Origin of the sequence: Burkholderia sp. Bp8991, from assembly GCF_003853795.1 — a bacterium.
Taxonomy (GTDB): Bacteria; Pseudomonadota; Gammaproteobacteria; order Burkholderiales; family Burkholderiaceae; genus Burkholderia.
This window is the reverse complement of the sequence record NZ_QTQJ01000024.1, coordinates 88726-109091: the sequence shown is the minus strand read 5'-3', so window position 1 is coordinate 109091 and position 20366 is coordinate 88726. Positions and strand designations below refer to the sequence as shown.

General features: G+C 69.5%; 15 protein-coding genes and 1 pseudogene. 9 read left to right on the top strand and 7 right to left on the bottom strand.

The window, feature by feature from the left end; all coding sequences use genetic code 11:
- Both DIE02_RS25050 and DIE02_RS25045 read right to left on the bottom strand, forming a co-directional pair.
- Positions 1-878: pseudogene (locus DIE02_RS25050) on the bottom strand (DNA translocase FtsK); the annotation flags it as partial.
- A gap of 180 nt (positions 879-1058) precedes the next feature.
- Entirely contained in the window at positions 1059-1604 is a 546-nt protein-coding gene (locus tag DIE02_RS25045) for an META domain-containing protein (protein ID WP_124487195.1), read from the bottom strand.
- Between the two features lie 237 nt (positions 1605-1841).
- Between DIE02_RS25045 and purT the strand changes: the two genes are divergently transcribed.
- The 4 genes from purT to DIE02_RS25020 all read left to right on the top strand — a co-directional run bounded on the left by purT (position 1842) and on the right by DIE02_RS25020 (position 5760).
- On the top strand, positions 1842-3056 hold the full coding sequence (gene purT / locus DIE02_RS25040; RefSeq protein WP_044844728.1) for a formate-dependent phosphoribosylglycinamide formyltransferase: 1215 nt from the start codon (positions 1842-1844) through the stop codon (positions 3054-3056).
- 18 nt (positions 3057-3074) lie between these two features.
- Complete coding sequence (locus tag DIE02_RS25035; protein WP_124487196.1) at positions 3075-3269, top strand: DUF6726 family protein; 195 nt, start codon at positions 3075-3077, stop codon at positions 3267-3269.
- 82 nt (positions 3270-3351) lie between these two features.
- Positions 3352-3735 (top strand): MliC family protein, encoded by a 384-nt coding sequence (locus DIE02_RS25030; RefSeq protein ID WP_124487197.1) that lies wholly within the window; start codon positions 3352-3354, stop codon positions 3733-3735.
- Between the two features lie 474 nt (positions 3736-4209).
- Entirely contained in the window at positions 4210-5760 is a 1551-nt protein-coding gene (locus tag DIE02_RS25020; RefSeq protein ID WP_124487198.1) for a DEAD/DEAH box helicase, read from the top strand.
- Between the two features lie 282 nt (positions 5761-6042).
- Here the strand turns inward: DIE02_RS25020 and gluQRS are convergent, their stop codons facing one another.
- Both gluQRS and DIE02_RS25010 read right to left on the bottom strand, forming a co-directional pair.
- Positions 6043-6936, bottom strand: a complete 894-nt coding sequence (gene gluQRS / locus DIE02_RS25015; protein WP_124487199.1) for a tRNA glutamyl-Q(34) synthetase GluQRS — start codon at positions 6934-6936, stop codon at positions 6043-6045.
- Between the two features lie 22 nt (positions 6937-6958).
- Positions 6959-7813 carry a sulfurtransferase gene (locus DIE02_RS25010; RefSeq protein WP_044844723.1) on the bottom strand — a complete coding sequence of 285 codons (855 nt, stop codon included), beginning with the start codon at positions 7811-7813 and terminating at the stop codon, positions 6959-6961.
- Between the two features lie 222 nt (positions 7814-8035).
- On the opposite strand from DIE02_RS25010, the gene dnaE reads away from it, so the two are divergent.
- From dnaE to DIE02_RS24990, 3 genes are all read left to right on the top strand, one after another.
- Positions 8036-11566, top strand: a complete 3531-nt coding sequence (gene dnaE / locus DIE02_RS25005) for a DNA polymerase III subunit alpha (protein ID WP_124487200.1) — start codon at positions 8036-8038, stop codon at positions 11564-11566.
- Between the two features lie 323 nt (positions 11567-11889).
- Entirely contained in the window at positions 11890-12984 is a 1095-nt protein-coding gene (locus DIE02_RS25000) for a glycosyltransferase family 9 protein (protein WP_124487201.1), read from the top strand.
- Positions 12985-13308: 324 nt separating this feature from the next.
- Complete coding sequence (locus tag DIE02_RS24990) at positions 13309-14487, top strand: glycosyltransferase family 9 protein (protein WP_124487202.1); 1179 nt, start codon at positions 13309-13311, stop codon at positions 14485-14487.
- Positions 14488-14700: 213 nt separating this feature from the next.
- Here DIE02_RS24990 and DIE02_RS24985 read toward each other — a convergent pair whose 3' ends face one another.
- From DIE02_RS24985 to DIE02_RS24975, 3 genes are all read right to left on the bottom strand, one after another.
- Positions 14701-15981, bottom strand: a complete 1281-nt coding sequence (locus DIE02_RS24985; RefSeq protein WP_124487203.1) for an O-antigen ligase — start codon at positions 15979-15981, stop codon at positions 14701-14703.
- A 134-nt stretch (positions 15982-16115) separates the two neighbouring features.
- Entirely contained in the window at positions 16116-16958 is an 843-nt protein-coding gene (locus tag DIE02_RS24980) for a glycosyltransferase family 2 protein (protein ID WP_044844717.1), read from the bottom strand.
- 146 nt (positions 16959-17104) lie between these two features.
- Positions 17105-17857 (bottom strand): glycosyltransferase family 2 protein, encoded by a 753-nt coding sequence (locus DIE02_RS24975; RefSeq protein ID WP_124487204.1) that lies wholly within the window; start codon positions 17855-17857, stop codon positions 17105-17107.
- Between the two features lie 223 nt (positions 17858-18080).
- Between DIE02_RS24975 and msbA the strand changes: the two genes are divergently transcribed.
- Both msbA and DIE02_RS24965 read left to right on the top strand, forming a co-directional pair.
- Positions 18081-19832 carry a lipid A export permease/ATP-binding protein MsbA gene (gene msbA / locus DIE02_RS24970; RefSeq protein WP_260426288.1) on the top strand — a complete coding sequence of 584 codons (1752 nt, stop codon included), beginning with the start codon at positions 18081-18083 and terminating at the stop codon, positions 19830-19832.
- Positions 19833-19920: 88 nt separating this feature from the next.
- Positions 19921-20313, top strand: a complete 393-nt coding sequence (locus DIE02_RS24965; RefSeq protein WP_124487206.1) for an RcnB family protein — start codon at positions 19921-19923, stop codon at positions 20311-20313.
- Positions 20314-20366: the final 53 nt, after the last annotated feature.

Below are 20366 nucleotides of genomic sequence, written 5' to 3'. Positions count from 1 at the left end.
CCGCCTCCAGCGAGGACGGCACGATCGGCGTCACGCGTTACGCGTCGTTCCACGACGCGATGATGGTCGCCCGCGGCTGCGGCCGGTCGCGCGGCGGTCGGTTGCGGCCGCACGGGCTCGAACCCGGCCGGCAGCGGGGCCGGACTCGGGCGCGGCACCTGGCTGTTCGCGGCGGCGCGCGCGAGGCTGGCGGTGCTGCCGGTCGTCGGGGGCGGCATGGCGCTCGTCGCGCCCGGTGCGGGCGGCGGCGGCATGCGATTGGCCGACGTCGGCTTCAGCCAGCCCGTCGGCGCGACCGGCTCGGCGAGCGGACGCGGCGCGGGCTTGCTGCGCGGCTTCGGCCGCGCCTGCGGATCGGGCTTCCACAACGTCGGGCGCGAATACCGGCCGTTTTGCCGCGGCGCCATCGAGTTGACGGTATGGGCGGTGGTCGGCTGCACGATGTCGTCGTCGCGATGCAGCGCGCTGCGCGGCAGGTCGGCAACGCCGCGCACGTCGTCGTCGTCGACGTCGCGCGCGAGCTTGACGCCGAACGACGTGTCGACCCACGCGGCGAACTGCCGCCAGCCGATGCCGGTCAGCCACGGCAGGCCCGCGAAGAACAGCACGACCATCGCGACCGGCGTGCCGATCGGGCCGAGCACATGCGCGAAGCCGTTCGAGAACGCGTGGCCGAGCGCATTCGAGTCGGGGCCCGACAGCGGGCTCGTCAGCGCGCAGCTCGCGACGAACACGGCCGCGAAGCCGAGCCACAGGCGAATCGAGCCGCGGCCGGCGAGTCCGCCGCCGCCGGGCAGCATCGCCTGAACGAGACGCCAGATGAGAAGGAGGAACCAGACGGCGGAGATGCCGAACCAGCCGAAGACAACCGTGTGCATGCTTTGATGAAACAGGAAGAGGGCGGGGAGCGCAGTGCGCGACCCGCCGAGTTTAACCGGCCGACGAGCAGGACTCTAAGGCAGTTTGAAGGCGTCGATGCGCTTCCAGGCCGCGGGACGCATGCGTCCGGGATCCGCGCGCGGCGAAGGCGGCCGATCGGCCTTCGCCCGCGCGCTGCATCAGGGGCTCCGGCGCGTGAAGGTCAGCGTCGCGCCGGCTTCGGTCACGATCTGCAACTGCTGCGGCTCGCGCATCTGCACGCCGGTCTTCCCGATGTGCGCGAGCGCATCGAGGTACGCGTGCTCGAGCTGGCCGCCGAGCGTGTTCGTGCATGCCATGCGCGTGCCGGCGAGCGGCCCGAAGCTCAGCAGGCCGTTCTTCAGCGCATAGGTTCCCGTATAGCGGTTGCAGCCCGAAAAGCCGCTGGCGCGCCGGACGCCCGCTTCGGTGGACAGCGCGAGCTTGATCGGCTCGCCGTTGTCGCCGTGCGGAATCGTGCGCGGCGTGCCGTCGGCGTTCACCCAGCTCGTGAGCTCCCAGCTCGTGTCGTCGAGCAGCTGGACGGCGGCGGGGTTGTACGGGTCGGGTGCGGGGGCGGCGGAATCGGGGTGGGTCGGCATCGCGCAGGCGGCGAGAAGCGTGGCAAGCGTCAACGCGCAGAGCGGCGCGCGCAGCGGGCGAAGCAGGCCGGTGCGTGCGCGTGCGGCGGCGGACAGGTGGGACATGAGCCTCGTTCCTCATCGGATTCTGATCAAGGCGTAAGAGTAACGCACCCGCCCCGCGCGAGGCGAGCCGACACTTCGCGCGTGAAAACGTTCGCAATCCGCCCGCGAGCCTCGCGCTGCGGGGGGCGATGCGACGAAACCGGCCGGACCGGCGCGGGTGCGCGTGAGGTGTGCGTCGGGTGTGCGTGTTAACATCGAAGCCGTTTTCGTCCTCCAACAGAACCAGCGGGAAATCACATGCAGATCGGTCAGCGGCTCGGTACGCCGCTCTCACCCTCGGCCACGCGCGTCATGCTGCTCGGCGCGGGCGAACTCGGCAAGGAAGTCATCATCGCGTTGCAGCGGCTCGGCGTCGAAGTCGTCGCGGTCGACCGCTATCCGGACGCACCGGGCCACCAGGTCGCGCATCGCGCGCACGTGATCGACATGACCGACGCCGCCGCGCTGCGCGCGGTCGTCGAGGCCGAGCGTCCGCACCTGATCGTGCCGGAGATCGAGGCGATCGCAACCGATGCGCTCGCGGCGATCGAGGCGGCCGGCCTGGCCGAGGTGATCCCGACCGCACGCGCGACGCAGCTCACGATGAACCGCGAAGGCATCCGCCGTCTCGCGGCCGAGGAACTCGGGCTGGCAACTTCGCCGTACGCGTTCGCCGATTCGTTCGACGCGTTCAGCGCGGCCGTCGCGAAGATCGGCATGCCGTGCGTCGTGAAGCCGGTGATGTCGTCGTCGGGCAAGGGACAGTCGGTCGTGCGGACCGAGGCCGACGTGAAGCCCGCCTGGGACTACGCGATGGCGGGCGGCCGCGTGAACCACGGCCGCGTGATCGTCGAGGGCTTCGTCGATTTCGACTACGAGATCACGCAGCTGACCGTGCGCGCGATCGACCCCGCGACGCTCGAGACGCGCACCTACTTCTGCGAGCCGGTCGGGCACGTGCAGGTGGCGGGCGACTACGTCGAATCGTGGCAGCCGCAGCCGATGAGCGCCGTCGCGCTGGAAAAGTCGCGCGAGATCGCGCACAAGGTGACCGAGGCGCTCGGCGGGCGCGGGCTGTTCGGCGTCGAGCTGTTCGTGCGCGGCGACGAAGTCTGGTTCTCCGAGGTGAGCCCGCGGCCGCACGACACCGGCCTCGTCACGCTCGCGTCGCAGCGCCAGTCGGAGTTCGAACTGCACGCGCGCGCGATTCTCGGGCTGCCGGTCGATCCGGCGCTCGGCTCGCCGGCCGCGTCCGCGGTGATCTACGGCGGGCTCGACGAGCGCGGTATCGCGTTCGAGGGCGTGCGCGACGCGCTGGCCGTGCCGGGCGCCGACCTGCGCCTGTTCGGCAAACCGGAAAGCTTCGCGAAGCGGCGCATGGGCGTCGCGCTCGCGACCGGCGCGACCGTCGACGAAGCCCGCGAACGCGCGAAGCGCGCCGCGGCGGCCGTGCGGCCCGTGTCGGCACGCTGACCGGACCAGGAGAGCGCGATGACGTCGACATGGCAGCGGATCGGACGGCTCGGCAAGCTGGGCGCCGCGCTGGCGCTGGTCGCGAGTCTCGCGGGGTGCGGCCTCGCGGCCGCGCCGTGCCGGGTCGCATCGGCCGGGCTGAAGATCGTGCCGCTCGTCGGCCACGTCGCGGCCGCGCCGACCGACGCGTGCGCCGACGTCATCGATCCCTGACGGGCGAACCCTCGATCCCTAACCAACGACAATCGCGCGTCCCGCGAGGGCGCGCTTCCACCCGTCTCGTGAGAGGAACTGCATGATTCGCCACACCCTTGCCGCGCTCGCGCTGGCCGGCACCGCCGTTTCCGTCGCGCAGGCCGCGCAACTGACCGTCGAGGAGATCGACGCCGATGCGCGCGTGCAGACCCTCTATCAGTGCGCGAACCAGAAGCAGCCCGTACGCGTGTCGTACTGGCGCGCGGGCAACGGCCAGAGCTTCGCGCTGGTGCCGGTCAACGGGCAGCAGCTGCTGTTCGTCGATACCGTTTCGGCGTCGGGCGCGCGTTACCAGGCCGGACGCTATACCTGGTGGACGAAGGGCAAGGAAGGGACGCTGCGCGACGAGATCGCCGACCAGAACGCGGCACCGCTGCTGGGCGACTGCGTGCAGGTCGAGAAGAAGAAAAAGAAGAAGGGTTGAACGCGGCGCGCGATCGGCTACGCCGCGCGGGCGTGCCGGTTGCCGCGATCGATGCGGGCAGCCGGGTTCGACCTCGGACCGGAACGTGGCGCCGGCGGCGCCCGGGCTCGCTGGCCGCCGGCTGATTCCTCGCGGCAGATGCCCCGCGGCAGATGCCCCGCGGCAGATGCCCCGCGGCAGATGCCCGAGATTCGACCCCGTATTTCCACCATCAGCCGATCGAGATAGCCCGATCGCACGACGCATCCGCCCCGCGCCGGCCTGCCGGCGCACGCCGCGAGCCGCCGCCGGGGCCGTTCGCGGCGTTGTCACGGACAGATTGCTGCGCAGTGCTACAATACGGCCCTTTCCGCCGGCATTCGCGCCGAACGGAGTCCGCACGGCCTGTGGCGCCCGATGTTCGAATTGAACCGGTCCCGAGCGCCAGAGCGGCGCCGCGCGGCGCGCCGCGGCTCCGTCTACTTCCGAAATGTGATGAGCGCAGGCCCGGCCGGCCTGACGCACGAAGTCCCCGCCGCGCCTTTTGAGCGAAACGCCACCATGTCCGATTCTGTCGCCAAGCCAGTCGACGCAACCTTCGATCAATTCGGCCTTGCCGCCGATATCCTGAAAGCCATTGCGGAGCAGGGCTATACGACGCCGACGCCGATCCAGGCGCAGGCCATTCCGGTCGTGCTCGCCGGCCGCGACGTCATGGGCGCCGCGCAAACGGGCACCGGCAAGACCGCGAGTTTCTCGCTGCCGATCCTCCAGCGCCTGCTGCCGCAGGCCAACACGAGCGCATCACCCGCGCGCCACCCGGTGCGCGCGCTGATCCTCACGCCGACCCGCGAGCTCGCCGATCAGGTCGCCGCGAACGTGCATGCATACGGCAAGCACACGCCGTTGCGCAGCGCGGTCGTGTTCGGCGGCGTCGACATGAACCCGCAGATGGCCGAGTTGCGCCGCGGCGTCGAGATCCTGATCGCGACGCCGGGCCGCCTGCTCGACCACGTGCAGCAAAAGACAGCGAACCTCGGGCAGGTGCAGATGCTCGTGCTCGACGAGGCCGACCGGATGCTCGACATGGGCTTCCTGCCGGACCTGCAGCGCATCCTGAACCTGCTGCCGAAGGAACGCCAGACGCTGCTGTTCTCGGCCACCTTCTCGCCGGAAATCAAGAAGCTCGCGTCGACCTACCTGCGCAACCCGCAGACGATCGAGGTCGCGCGCAGCAACTCGACCAACGCGAACGTCACGCAGATCGTCTACGACGTCGCCGAAGGCGACAAGCAGGCCGCCGTCGTGCAGCTGCTGCGCGATCGCGGGCTCAAGCAGGTGATCGTGTTCTGCAACAGCAAGATCGGCGCGAGCCGGCTGGCCCGCAACCTCGAGCGCGACGGCGTGGTCGCGTCGGCGATCCACGGCGACAAGACGCAGATCGAGCGGATGCAGGCCCTCGACGCGTTCAAGCGCGGCGAGATCGAGGCGCTGGTCGCGACCGACGTGGCCGCGCGCGGCCTCGACATCGCCGAACTGCCGGCCGTGATCAACTTCGACCTGCCGTTCAACGCGGAAGACTACGTGCACCGGATCGGCCGCACGGGCCGCGCGGGTGCGACGGGCGATGCGCTGTCGCTGTGCAGCCCGAACGAGCGCAAGCAGCTCGCCGATATCGAAAAACTGATCAAGCGTCCGCTCGAGGTGCAGACGCTCGCGCTCGACAAGCCGGCGCGCCATCGTCACGACGATCGTGGCGGCGAGCGCGGGGGCGACCGTAGTGAGCGCGGTGATCGCGGCAGCCGTCGCGATCGCGACGAGCATCGCGGCGCGTCGGGGCGTCGTTCGGGCGGGTCCGAGCGCGGCCATCACCGTCGTCACGAGGCGCCGGTCGACGACTTCTTCCTGAAGCCGTACGAACCGTCGGCGCCGGCGAAGCAGCCGGAAGATACGAAGTCCGCGCAGCAGCCCGAGAAGAAGGGGCCGAAGCGTCAGGTCGCCGCGCTGCTGGGCGGCTTCGGGATGCCGCGCAAGCCGTCGGCGTAAGCAGGCGGTTCAGGCGGTCGGTGCGGCGCGCGAGCGCTGCCGCGGAAACGGGTGCATGCGATGAGCATGTGCCCGTTTTTCATTGGGCGAGACGATTCGTGAAGGAGCGGGCGGGATGGGCGGCGACTTGTCGCGTGGGGCGGGGGCAGCCTGCGGGACTACTCCGATGCCGTGTCGCCGGCGGGCGCTCCGTTCAGGCTGCCATCACGCTTGCATGCGACCGGACTCACCGCTGACGGACGCAGGAACACGGTCGACACGAACGGGTGTCCCGCGAGCGCCTCAACCGGCGCGTGGCCCGAAGCGACGCGCCCACGCGTCGGTCGCGGCCGCGTAGAACGCATCGAGCGTATCGATCGACGGATCGCCGTCGGCCCACAGGCCGAGATGCGCGGCGGCGGCGCGCAGCGCCGGCAGCGGATCGTCGCGCTCGAGCGCGATCGCGCCCGTCTGCTTGCTGAGCTTTTCGCCGTTCGCGTCGACGACGACGGGCACGTGCAGGTACGCCGGCGTCGGCACGCCGAGACAGCGCTGCAGGTAGATCTGGCGCGCGGTCGAGTCGAGCAGGTCGGCGCCGCGCACGACGTGCGTGATGCCCGCGTCGGCATCGTCGACCACGACCGCGAGCTGATACGCCCATTGGCCGTCGGCGCGCTTCAGCACGAAATCGCCGACCTCGGTCGCGAGGTTCTGCGCTTGCGTGTGCTGCCAGCGGTCGTCGAACGTGACGAGCGCCGCGTCGCCGTCCGGCACGCGCAGCCGCCACGCGCGGGCGGGCTTGCCGTGCAGGCCGGTGCGGCAGGTGCCCGGGTAGGCGAGCGTCGTGTGGCGCTCGTGCGCGGCACGCAGCGAATCGGCGATTTCCTTGCGCGTGCAGCCGCACGGATAGACGAGCCCCGCGGCGACGAGCCGTTCGAGCGCGGCCGCATAGTCGGCCTCGCGCGTGCTTTGCCACACGGGCGGCTCGTCGGGCGTCATGCCGAAATGCGCGAGCGTCGCGAGGATGTCGTCGGCGGCGCCGGGCACCGTGCGTGGGCCGTCGATGTCCTCGATGCGCACGAGCCATGCGCCACCGTGCGCGCGCGCGTCGAGCCAGCTCGCGAGCGCGCCGACCAGCGAGCCGAAATGCAGCGGGCCGGTGGGCGACGGCGCGAAGCGGCCGCGGTAGCCGTTCATCGGGACGCGGTGCGACGGGCGCTTACGCGGCGCTGGCTGCCTGCGCGCAGGCCGGGCACGACTTGCCGGGCACGTAGCTCGGCGCTTGCTGGGCTTCCGGCGTGACGACCGCGCGGCACGCGAAGCACGTGACGTTCTCGGTCGGCTGCAGTTGCGGGTTCAGCGCGGTGCGGTAGTCGAACACGAAGCAGTCGCCGTGATAGTGCGCGCCGCCGACTTCCTCGAAATACTTCAGGATCCCGCCCTCGAGCTGGTACACGTTCTCGATGCCGATTTCCTTCATGTGGATCGCCGCCTTCTCGCAGCGGATGCCGCCGGTGCAGAACGACACGACCGTCTTGCCCTCGAGATCGGCGCGGTTCGCGTCGATCACTTCCGGGAACTCGCTGAACTTGTCGATCCGGTAGTCGAGCGCGTCGTCGAACGTGCCGACGTCCACTTCGAACGCGTTGCGCGTGTCGAGCATCACGACCGGGCGGCCGGCGTCGTCGTGGCCGCGGTCGAGCCACGCCTTCAGCGTGTGCGCGTCGACCGACGGAGCGCGGCCGAGCTCCGGCTTGATCGCGGGCTTCTTCATCGTGATGATCTCGCGCTTCAGGCGCACGAGCATCCGGCGGAACGGCTGCGAGTCGGACAGGCTCTCCTTGAACTGCAGCGTCGCGAACTTGCCTTCGAACAGCGGATCGTGGCGGAGGTAGTCGATGAAAGCGTCGGTCGCGTCGCGCGGGCCGGCGATGAACAGGTTGATGCCTTCCGGCGCGAGCAGGATCGTGCCGCGCAGGCCGAGTTCGTTGCAGCGGGCGGTGACGAGCGGGCGCCATTGCTCGGTCGCGTCGAGCGACACGAAGTGGTAGGCGGCGAGGTTGACGATGGTCATGGTGGTCCGACGGGAAAACGGCCGCGGCCGTGCGGCGGGCGCACGGCGGCCCCGCAAAAAAGGGTGCGAAGCCGGGGCGGTGATTCGAAAACCCGTATTATCCCGCAAACTGCACGTCTGCCGGCACCCGGCCGTTCGGCCGGCGTCGCGCGCATCGGCCGAACGGCCGGGCGCGGGGATTTTTTGGGCAGCCTGCGCGGCGACGCGGCTACAATAACGCCCATGTCAGATCCCCGCTTCGTCCATCTTCGCGTTCACTCCGAATTCTCGATTGCCGACGGCATCGTGCGTCTCGACGACATCGTCAAGGCGGCGGCCGCAGACGGCCAGGGCGCGCTCGCCCTCACCGATCTCGGCAACGCGTTCGGCCTCGTCCGTTTCTACCAGGAAGCCCGCGGCAAGGGCATCAAGCCGATCGCCGGCTGCGACGTCTGGATCACCAATCCGGACGATCGCGACAAACCGTCGCGCCTGCTGCTGCTGGTGAAGGACAAGACCGGCTACCTGAACCTGTGCGAACTGCTGTCGAAGGCGTGGCTCACGAACCAGTACCGCGGCCGCGCGGAGCTCGACGCGAGCTGGCTCGACGGCGAGCTGTCGCAAGGGCTGCTCGCGCTTTCGGGCGCGCAGCAGGGCGATATCGGGCTCGCGTTCGCGGCCGGTAACGAGGAGGCCGCGCGCCGGCACGCCGAGCGCTGGGCGAAAGTGTTCCCGGGCGGCTTCTACATCGAGCTGCAGCGTTACGGCCAGCCGGGCGCCGAGGCGTACATCCAGCAGGCCGCGACGCTCGCCGCGTCGCTGAAGCTGCCGGTCGTCGCGACGCATCCGACGCAGTTCATGACCGACGACGATTTCACCGCGCACGAAGCGCGCGTGTGCATCTCGGAAGGCGACATGCTCGCGAATCCGCGGCGCCAGAAGCGCTTCACGACCGATCAGTACTTCCGCACGCAGGACGAGATGGTCGCGCTGTTCGCCGACCTGCCGTCGGCGGTCGCGAACACGGTCGAGATCGCGAAGCGCTGCAACCTGAAGCTCGAACTCGGCAAGCCGAAGCTGCCGCTGTTCCCGACGCCGGACGGCATGTCGCTCGACGACTACCTCGTCCAGCTGTCGAAGGAGGGGCTCGAGAAGCGCCTCGAACAGCTGTATCCGGATGCGACGGAGCGCGACGCGCAGCGCGACACGTACTACAAGCGGCTCGAATTCGAGTGCGGGACCATCACGAAGATGGGCTTCCCGGGCTACTTCCTGATCGTGGCCGACTTCATCAACTGGGCGAAGAACAACGGCGTGCCGGTCGGTCCGGGCCGCGGCTCGGGTGCCGGTTCGCTGGTCGCGTACGCGCTCGGCATTACCGATCTGGACCCGCTGCGCTACAACCTGCTGTTCGAGCGATTCCTGAATCCGGAACGCGTGTCGATGCCCGACTTCGACATCGACTTCTGCCAGCACGGCCGCGATCGCGTGATCCAGTACGTGAAGGAAAAATACGGCGCGGATGCCGTGTCGCAGATCGCCACCTTCGGCACGATGGCCGCGAAGGCGGCCGTGCGCGACATCGGCCGCGTGCTCGATCTCGGCTACATGTTCACCGACGGCGTCGCGAAGCTGATCCCGTTCAAGCCGGGCAAGCACGTGACCATCGCCGACGCGATGAAGGAAGAGCCGCAGCTGCAGGAGCGCTACGACCACGAGGACGAAGTGCACCAGCTGCTCGACCTCGCGCAGCGCGTCGAGGGCCTGACGCGTAACGTCGGGATGCACGCGGGCGGCGTGCTGATCGCGCCCGGCAAGCTGACCGATTTCTGCCCGCTGTACACGCAGGGCGACGACGGCGGCGTCGTCAGCCAGTACGACAAGGACGACGTCGAAGCCGTCGGCCTCGTGAAGTTCGACTTTCTGGGTCTCACGACGCTGACGATCCTCGACTGGGCCGAGCGCTACATTCGCCGCCTCGATGCGTCGAAGGCCGACTGGTCGCTCGCGCAGGTGCCGCTCGACGATCCGGCGTCGTTCCAGATCCTGAAGAAGGCCAACACGGTCGCCGTGTTCCAGCTGGAAAGCCGCGGGATGCAGGGCATGCTGAAGGATGCGCAGCCCGACCGCTTCGAGGACATCATCGCGCTCGTGTCGTTGTACCGTCCGGGCCCGATGGACCTGATCCCGAGCTTCTGCGCACGGAAGCACGGCCGCGAGAAGGTCGACTATCCGGATCCGCGCGTCGAACCCGTCCTGAAAGAGACCTACGGCATCATGGTCTATCAGGAGCAGGTGATGCAGATGGCGCAGATCATCGGCGGCTATTCGCTCGGCGGCGCCGACCTGCTGCGTCGCGCGATGGGCAAGAAGAAGCCCGAGGAAATGGCCAAGCACCGCGAGATCTTCGCCGAGGGTGCGGCGAAGAACGGCCTTACGCGCGAGAAGTCCGACGAGATCTTCGACTTGATGGAGAAGTTCGCGGGCTACGGCTTCAACAAGTCGCACGCGGCCGCCTATGCGCTGCTCGCGTATTACACCGCGTGGCTGAAGGCGCACCATCCGGCCGAATTCATGGCGGCCAACATGACGCTCGCGATGGACGACACCGACAAGGTGAAGATCCTGTACGACGACTGCGTCGTGAACAACCTCGCCGTGCTGCCGCCGGACATCAACGCGTCGCATTACCGGTTCGAGCCGGTCGCCGAAGCCGACGGCAAGCGCTCGCGCACGATCCGCTACGGTCTCGGCGCGGTGAAGGGCAGCGGCCAGAACGCGATCGAGGAGATCCTGCGCGCCCGCGACGAAAAGCCGTTCACCGACCTGTTCGACTTCTGCGAGCGGATCGACCGGCGCGTCGTCAACCGCCGCACGGTCGAGGCGCTGATCCGCGCCGGCGCGTTCGATTCGCTGAACGCGAACCGCGCGCAGCTGATCGCGTCGGTGCCGCTCGCGATGGAAGCGGCCGACCAGGCCGAAGCGAACGCGATGCAGGCCGGGCTGTTCGACATGGGCGCCGAGTCGCCGCACGCGCATGCGCTCGTCGACGAACCCGCGTGGGACGACAAGCGCCGCCTGCAGGAAGAGAAGGGCGCACTCGGCTTCTACCTGTCCGGCCACCTGTTCGACGCGTATCGCGACGAAGTGCGCCGGTTCGTGCGGCAGAAGGTCGGCGACCTGAAGGAAGGGCGCGACAAGCTCGTCGCGGGCATCATCGCATCGCTGCGCACGCAGATGACCCAGCGCGGCAAGATGCTGATCGCGCTGCTCGACGACGGCTCGGGCCAGTGCGAGATCACGATCTTCAACGAGCAGTTCGAGGCGAACAAGGCGCTGTTCAAGGAAGACGAACTGCTGATCGTGCAGGGGCAGGCGCGCAACGATGCGTTCACCGGCGGCATCCGCTTCACGGCCGACACGGTGATGGATCTCGAACGCGCGCGTAGCCGCTACGCGCAGGCGGTGCGGCTCACGATGAACGGCAATGCGGATGCGGCGGCGCTGCGCCGCGTGCTCGAGCCGCACGTGTCGAAGGACGATTCGGCCGCGCCCGCGGTCGAGGTACCCGCGCCGCGCGGCGGCGGGCGCGACGGCGGGCGTCGCCCGCAGGCGCCGCTGCCGAACGGGCTCGCGGTTCAGGTTCACTACAGCAACGCGCGCGCGCAAGGGGAAATGCGTCTCGGTGACGCGTGGCGCGTGAAGCCGAGCGACACGCTGCTCGCGGAGTTGCGCGCGACGTTCGACGGCAGCATCGTCGAAATCACTTACTGACGGTCCCCGCCGGACGGTCGTTGCCTGCGCGGCCCGTCGCATCGCCATCGTGCGGTGCGGCGGGCCGTTTTCATGTCGGCGGATGCTTGGGGCCGTCATCCGGACGCTATACAATCCGTCGCGCGACGCCGATACGGCGCCGGTTGCGGTCTGTCCGCCGGCCGGCGGCGACATCGCGCGCGCGAATCAGACGGGGACGGTTCCGCGCGGCACGCGATGCGTCGCGGTGCCGCGAGCGACCACGCGACGAAGCCGGCACGGTAAAGAACGCCAGGATGCCGGCTGGTGCGCGACGATAAAAAATCGACAGCATCACAACAACGATGGCCAACGGGAAACCGACGGGGCGGATCCTCGTGATCCGGATTGATTTTCTGGGCGACATGCTGTGCACGACCGCTTTTCTCGGCGCGCTGAAACAGCGCTGGCCGGGCAAGGAGCTGCACGTGGTCGCGAACCGCTACAACGCGGCCGCGCTGGCCGGCAACCCGGACGTGCACACGGTCCATACCTACGTGTACAGCCGTCAGTGCGAGCGCAACGACCGCCCCGGACGGATGCGCGCGTTCTTCGACCGGCTGCGGCTCGTGCGCCGGCTGCGCCGCCTGCGGTTCGACCTCGTGGTCGTGCCGAACGGCGGCATGCATCGCAGCAGCATCCGGTTCGCGCGGCAGCTCGGCGTGAAGGATTGCCGCTGGCACGATGCCGATTCCGAATTCGACGACCGCAAGCCCGACCATGTCGCGTCGCGGCCGATTTGCCATGAAGCGCTGTCGGGATTCCGGCTCGTGCCCGAACTCGGCCGCGCCGATCTCGACGGTCTCGTGCTGTCCGTCCACCCGGACCGTGCGCTGCAGGACACGTGGTATCGGCTGCTCGGGCCTCGCACGAAACCGCGCGTCGGGCTGTTCGTGTCGAACAAGGCGGCCGAGCGGCGCTGGCCGGCCGAGCGATGGCGCGACCTCGGCCGGCGGCTCGCACCGTTCGCCGACGTGATCGTGTTCCGCGATTCCGCCGTGTCGGCCGAGGCCGCCGCCGACCGCGACGCGTGGCGGGACGTCAACGCCCGGCATGTCGCGCCGTCGTCGGTCGTCGAACTGGTGGCCGCCGCGAGCCTGCTCGACGCGATCGTGTCGGCCGACAGCGCCCCCGTGCATCTCGCGTCGGCGCTCGGCGTGCCGGTCGCCGCGCTGTTCGAGGACCGCCCCGAGAAATACCGGCGCTGGCATCCGCTCGGCGTGCCGCACATGATCCTGCGGGCCGGCGCGACGGTCGACGCGATCGGCATCGACGCGCTCGAGCGCGCGGTGCTTCATCTGTTGACGCAGGCCGGACAGCTCGACGACGCGATGGGGGGTGCGATGCCGCTCCCGGCCGCGACGCTCGCGGCACCCGCGGTCGGCGCGATCGTTTCGTAGCCCCCGGAAGGCCGGCGGCGCCTGCATTGCCGGCACCGTCATCGGACGCGCAAACGGGGCCAGGCGGCGCGGCGGCGGCAGGCCCCGCCGTGCGTCGTGGCCTGCGGTGTTGCCAACCGCCTGCCACCGGCTGCCGCTCACCGCCCACTGCCCACTGCTCACTGCTCACCGCTCACCGCTCACCGCTCACCGCTCACCGCCAACCGCCAACCGCCAACCGCCAACCGCGGCACTTCGCCGACGCCCGCACCCGACGCCACGCCACCGGCCGCAAAATCCTGTACATTGCGAGCCTTGTCCAGCCAGCTAGACGGAACGATCGCCGTGGCCCTGTTTTCTTCCGCCCGCCCGCCCCGAACCATCCTCGTCGCAGCCCCGCGCCGTATCGGCGACGTGCTGCTGACGACGCCGCTCGTGCGTTCGCTGAAGGCGCGCTGGCCCGATGCGCAGATCGACATGCTGGTGTTTCGCGGCACCGAGGGCGTGCTGGAGCACAACCCCGACGTGCGGCGCGTGATCGTCGTCGCGCAGCGCGCGGGGTTCCGCGAGCGGCTGCGCGATGCGCTGTCGATGTGGCGCCGCTACGATCTCGCATGCGCGGCACTGAGCTCCGACCGGCCGCGCTTCTACAGCTGGTTCGCCGGCCGCAAGCGCGTCGGTCTCGTCGATCCGAACCGCGTCACGTGGCTGACTCGAATGATGCTGAACGGCATCGCGATCAATCATCACGAGTCCGCGCATACGGTCGTCAGCACGCTTGCGCTCGCGCCGGTGATCGGCATCGAGCCCGTATCCGAGGTGGTCGCGCCGGGCATCGGCGACGATCCCGCGCGGCGCGCGCGTTTCGACGCGTGGCTCGCCGAATCGCCGGCGATCCGCGACGGCAAGCCGCTCGTCGTGCTGCATCCGTATCCGATGTTCCGCTACAAGCAATGGCGGCTCGAAGGCTGGGTCGAGATGATCGAATGGCTGCGCGCGCAGGGGTTTGCGATCGCGCTGTCGGGCGGCCCGGCCGATCGCGAGCGCGAGTACGCGGAGCAGGTCGCGGCCGAGGCGGGCGGCGACGTGCTGAACCTGGTCGGCCGCCTCACGTTCGGCGAAAGCGCGGAGCTGGTGCGGCGCGCGCGGCTGTTCATCGGGCCCGATACGGGCGCGACGCACGTTGCGGCCGCGACGGGCACCGACACGATCGCGCTGTTCGGTCCGTCCGATCCGGTGCGCTGGGGGCCGTGGCCGCAGCACTGGCCGGCGACCGAGAACCCGTGGGCGCTGCGCGGCTCCGCGCGGCACGGCAACGTATGGCTGCTGCAGGGCGAGGGCGATTGCGTGCCGTGCCGGCACGAAGGCTGCGAGCGCCATGTCGACAGCCACAGCGACTGTCTCGTCAATCTCGGCACGCAGCGCGTGAAGGCGGCGGCCGCCGAGATGCTCGGACTGAATCCGCCGGGCGCCGCCGACGCGGTCGTCGACACGTCGCGACTGCACCGCGCGCGCCCGGACTGACGCGCGAAAGCCGTACGTTTCCTGAGTCGAAAAGTGGGGAGTGGCGACGCGGCGCCGCCGCGCGGCCGTGCTTCCGACAAGCGGCACGCATGCGCCGCCACTGAAGCCACTGAAGCCGTAGAAGCCGTAGCAGCCGTAGCAGCCGTAGCAGCCGAACCGGCGGCAGGCGGCAGGCGGCAACCCGCGCTGCCCGCCAGAGCGTCACATGATGCGTTACGCGCTGCGCCGGATCGCCGACGTTTCGCGCGGCAGCGCTTCCGTGCGCGTGCCGCAGCCGAGCAGGATCCCGGCGAGCAGCACCAGCAGGTGACCTTCGGCGAAATCGAGCAGCAGCGAATTCGCAAGGCTGCCGATCGCGAAGATCGCGAGCCACCCGAGCAGCACATGCCGCGAGCGCGGGTCGAGCGCGCGGCTGCCGCGCGCGATCTGCACGATCAGGTTCACGAACAGCAATACGCCGAGCGTGCCGAGCTGCACGGCCATCAGCAGGTATTCGTTATGCGGATTCGACGTGAGCTGGCCTTCGGCAGCCGTCTTGCCGGCCGTGAGCTTCTCGAACTCGAACTCGAGGCCGCCGGCGCCGTAGCCGATCACCGGGCGCTGGCGATACAGCTCGAGCCCCTTCTTGTACCACTCGAGACGCAGCCCGGTCGACGTGACCGCATCGGTCTGCCGATACTGCTGCACTTCCGACACGACCTTCACGAGCCGGCCGTTGTGCACCGTGCACGCGGCGACGACGAGCGCGACGCCGGCCAGGACCAGCGCCCCGGCGGCGAGCCCCGCGCGCAGCGCCGACTGGCGGCGCAGCAGCAGCACGAAGCGCACCGCGACGACGAGGATCAGCAGCAGCGCGATGACCTGCCCGGTGCGTCCCTGCAGCATCACGAACACGTTGATCAGCGACCATGCGGCCACGGCGGCATACGCGGCACGCGACAGCGCGGTGCGGGCCGACAGCGCGAGGTCGGCCGCCTGGTAGAACAGCAGCGCGCCGAACATGCCGGCCGCGATGTGGTTCTTGAACACCCAGGCGCGCGACAGCGGCAGCTCGCTCGAATGCGCGGGCCCGATCGCGGTCAGCCCGAGATAGTTGGTGGTCGACAGCAGCAGGATCACGCACAGCGTGCCGAACCAGGCGCGCCGCACGATCGGCGCCCAGTTCGAATGGCGGAAGGCCAGCACGGCAAACGGCAGCAGCAACAGCTTGTCGTACTTGGCGACCCAGTTCCACGCCTTCGGGTGCGGCGCGACCGTATAGGTGACGCTCGCGGCCAGTGCCGCGAGGATCAGGAGCGCCGCGAGCGACGCCGGTTCGGCGACGAACGTGCGCAGGTCGCGCCAGAATTCGGGGGAGATGACGAGCGCGGCCGCGAACAGCCCGCAGAACACGTTGGTCAGCGCGGTCGAGACGGGCACCATGCAGAGCGCGACGACGGCGAAGGCGCGGGCGGCGGTCAGGCGCCGCGAGGCGGGAGCGGAAAACGAAAGCATCGGAACCTGTCGAATGGACGAATGCGGCATGCGGGCACCGTGCTGCGCGCCGCGCGTCCCGGCGGCACCGCGCGGGACGAAGCGCGCAGTATACGCGAAGCCGCGGGCGTTTCCGTGCCGTTTCCGGGGTCGGGTCAGCTGAACGCGCGCTTGATCCGCGAGCGCAGCAGCGCACGCTTGAGGCGCCCTTCGACGGCCGGCGTGTCGAGCGCGACACGCGCGCCGGCCGGCTCGCCGCGATGCAGGTAATAGCGGTCGAACGTGGCCTGCGTCATGCCCCATTTGTTGAGGAACTGGCGGCGGCCGTCGTTCTTGACGATCTTGCCGGTGCTCTTCTGCTGGAAGTGATAGACGAGGCTGTCGCCCACGCCGAGGAAGATCCGGCAGCCGGCGTCCCAGAATTTCATCGAGAAGTCGTTGTCGCTGCTCATCCCCGGCGACAGCTCGCTGCTGTAGCCGCCGATGCGGTTCCACCAGTCGCGGTGCACGAGCGTCGGCGGCCAGGTCGAGCCGAGCCAGTCCGCGCGCGCGAGCCGCGGCGTGGCCGCGACGAGGCCGGCCGCGTCGAACTGTTCGGCGTCGCGGCCGAAGTTGCTGACGACGACGCACGGGTTGCGCGTGTCGACCGGCTCGACCATCGTGCCGGACAGCATGAACAGGTCGGTCGGCATCTGCTCGATGCGCCGCACGAGCGCCGCGTCCCAGCCCGGGCAGCAGTACATGTCGTCGTTCATGTAGACGACGTAGTCGCGCGTCGCGCGGGCGGCGGCCAGGTTCACCGCGTGGCAGATGCCGATGTTGGCCGGCGACGCGGTGTGCTCGATGCCTTCGCTGCGCACCCAGTCGAGCGTGCCGTCCGCGCCGTCGTTCACGTGCACGATGATCTGGTGGTCGTACGCCGAATGACGGCGCAGGCTGTCGACGACGAGCTTGAGGTACGGCAGGTTGTTCCAGGTCGGGATGATGATGGAGAACATGGCGGTCGGATTCGGTGGTCGTCGTATCGGCGGCGCGCAGCGCTGCGCCGTGTGCTCGGGCGCGCATGGCGCGCGGGCAGCCCGGCATTGTAACGCCGGGCCGGCCGCATGCCGGCGGCGTCAGGGTGGCGGCAGGGCGGGCGCGGTCAGCGGGCCGCTTCGTGGCCGAGCTTCAGGAACCGGTAGTAGACGGTTTCCGCGTTGAACACGGCGATCATGAAGCCCGCGCGGCCGTCGAGAAACCCGCGCCGCAGCACGTAGGTCCGCACGAACGCCCATGCGCCGCGCGCGAGCGCCTTGCCGAAGCCGCCGCGCTGGCCGGCCGCGCGGCGCTGGCGCGCGCCGGCCGTCGAATACGCATCGAGCTTGCGCACGACGGTTTCGAAATCCTCGTATGAATAGTGCATCAGCTTGCCCGGCAGCCGCTGCGCAGGGGTGTCGAAGACGAGCCGCTCGTGCACCAGGTCGTCGGAGAAGCGGGCGGTGCCGCGCCGGAACAGGCGCGGCACCCAGTCCGGATACCAGCCGCTATGGCGGATCCACTGGCCGCAGAAGCTCGACAGCCGGTCGAGCGCGTAGACCTGCGCGGCCGGCGTGCGGATGGCCGCGCGGATCGACTGCGCGAGTTCCGGGCTGACTACCTCGTCGGTGTCGAGCGACAGGATCCAGTCGGTGTCGAGCGCGTCGAGCGCGCGGTTCTTCTGCGGGCCGAAGCCCGGCCAGTCGCGCTCGACGATCACGCGCGCGCCGTGCGCGCGGGCGATCTCGACCGTATCGTCGGTGCTGCCGCCGTCGATCACGACGACGTCGTCGGCGAAGGTCAGCGCGTCGAGGCACTGCGCGAGCCGCGCGGCCGCGTTGAGGGCGATGAGGGCGACGCCGAGGGTGGGTTCTGCCATGAAATCGTCGAAAAGGCGGAGAAAACGGTGAGCGGCAGTATACCCGCGCGCAGGCAGCCGGCCGCTTCGGCGACGGCCATGCCGGCGGGGGCGGTCCAGCTATAATGTTGGGCCTTTTTCGGCACCCGCCGGACGGGGCGAATCCCGGGCAGTCACGCCCCGGGCGCCGCGTCGCGGCTCAAGAAGGATTGCCTTGGAAACCCAGAACACTCTTCGCAAACCGATGGACGGCACCGGTACCTCGCCGCTCACGGTCCTCAAGCGCCTGTGGCCGTACATCCGGCCGCTCATCGGCATCGTGCTGCTCGCCGTGATGACGATGGGCGTCGTCGCGGCCACGGAAGCCGGGATCCCGGCGCTGCTCAAGCCGCTGCTCGACCACGGCTTCGGCTCGCACGGCAGCGACAGCGCGAAATGGTACGTGCCGATCGCGGTGATCGGCCTCGCGCTCGTGCGCGGCGTGTCGCAGTACACGTCGAATTACCTGCTCAACTACGTATCGAACCGCATCCTGCTGCAGCTGCGGCTCGAGATGTTCCAGCGGATGCTCCACACCGGCGCGTCGTTCTTCCAGCGCGAGACCGCGAGCACGGTGATCAACGCGATCGTGTTCGAGGTCAACCAGATCCTGTCGGTGCTGACTGGCGTGATGGTCACGCTCGTGCGCGACTCGCTGACCGTGGTGTTCCTGCTCGGCTACCTGTTCTACCTGAACTGGCGGCTCACGCTGATCGTCGCGGTGATCCTGCCGGGCATCGGCTGGCTCGTCAGCAAGATCAACCGCCGCCTGCGCCGCCTGAACCGCGAGCACCAGACGCTGACCAACGAGCTGTCGTACATCGTCGAGGAGACGGTCGGCGGCTACAAGGTCGTCAAGGTGCACAACGGCGAAGCGTACGAGATGGACCGCTTCACGACGATGAGCAAGCGCCTGCGCGGGTACGCGATGCGCATGACGATCTCGGGCGGGCTCGCGCAGCCGCTGACGCAGTTCCTCGCGTCGATCGCGCTTGCGGTCGTGATCACGATCGCGGTCGTGCAGTCGACCAACGACCAGACGACGGTCGGCGGTTTCGTCGCGTTCGTCACGTCGATGCTGCTGGTGATTTCGCCGCTCAAGCACCTGATCGACGTCAACCAGCCGCTGCAGCGTGGGATGACGGCCGCCGAGCTGATCTTCGGGCTGATCGACGAGCCCGCCGAGCCGCAGGGCGGCGGCCGGGCGCTCGCGCACGCGCGCGGCGAGATCGAATTCCGCGACGTGTCGTTCGACTACGGCGCCTCCGAGCGGCCGACGCTCGACCGCATTTCGTTCAAGGTCGCGCCGGGCGAGATGATCGCGCTCGCGGGGCCGTCCGGCAGCGGCAAGACGACCCTCGTGAACCTGCTGCCGCGCTTCTTCGACCCGACGGGCGGCGCGATCCTGGTCGACGGCGTGCCGGTGGCCGACTACGACATCCACGCGCTGCGCGGCCAGATGGCGATGGTCAGCCAGGACGTCGTGCTGTTCAACGACACGATCGCCGCGAACGTCGCGTACGGGCAGACGCCCGACCGCGCACGCGTGCAGGCGGCGCTCGAGGCCGCGAACCTCGCCGACGCGGTCGCCGCGATGCCCGACGGGCTCGACACGCTGGTCGGCGGCAACGGGATGCGACTGTCGGGCGGTCAGCGGCAGCGGCTCGCGATCGCGCGCGCGATCTACAAGGACGCGCCGATCCTGATCCTCGACGAGGCGACTTCCGCGCTCGATTCGGAATCCGAGCGTCACGTGCAGGCCGCGCTCGAGCGGTTGATGGAAGGGCGCACGACGCTCGTGATCGCGCACCGGCTGTCGACGATCGAGCGCGCGGACCGGATCCTCGTGCTCGAAGCCGGCAAGATCGTCGAAGAGGGCAGCCACGAAGAACTTCTGCGCCACGGCGGGCTGTACGCGCACCTGCACCGGATCCAGTACCAGCAGCAGGCGGCGTGACACAAAGTCGGGTCGCACCCGTGTGCTAGTCTTGATCGGGCAAGTCCAGTTGTTTCCGGTTCGACGTGACAACACGGAGGGAAGGACGATGAGGAAGATGCACGGGATGATGCTGGCCGCGCTGGTTGCGGCGAGTTTCGCCGCGCCGGTCGCGATGGCGCAGGGGCACGGCAACGACGACAACCACGGTGACCACGGCAATCACGGCATGCACCGCGGCCACGGCCCGAAGCACATGCCGCCCGGCCAGGCGATGCATCGCGACGACGACGTACCGCCGCGCTGGGCCGACCAGCCGCGCCGCGACTGGCACAAGGGCGACCGGCTCCCGGACGAATTCCGCGATCGCCAGTACGTGGTCGACGACTGGCGCGGCTATCGGCTGAGCCCGCCGCCGCGCGGCTATCACTGGGTCGGCGTCGGCGGCGACTATCTGCTCGTGCAGATCGGCTCGGGCATCGTGCTGCGGGTCGGTCCGTAACACCGGCCACACCTGCCGCTGCTCGTCGCTTCATCCGGTTGCCGGGGCGTGCG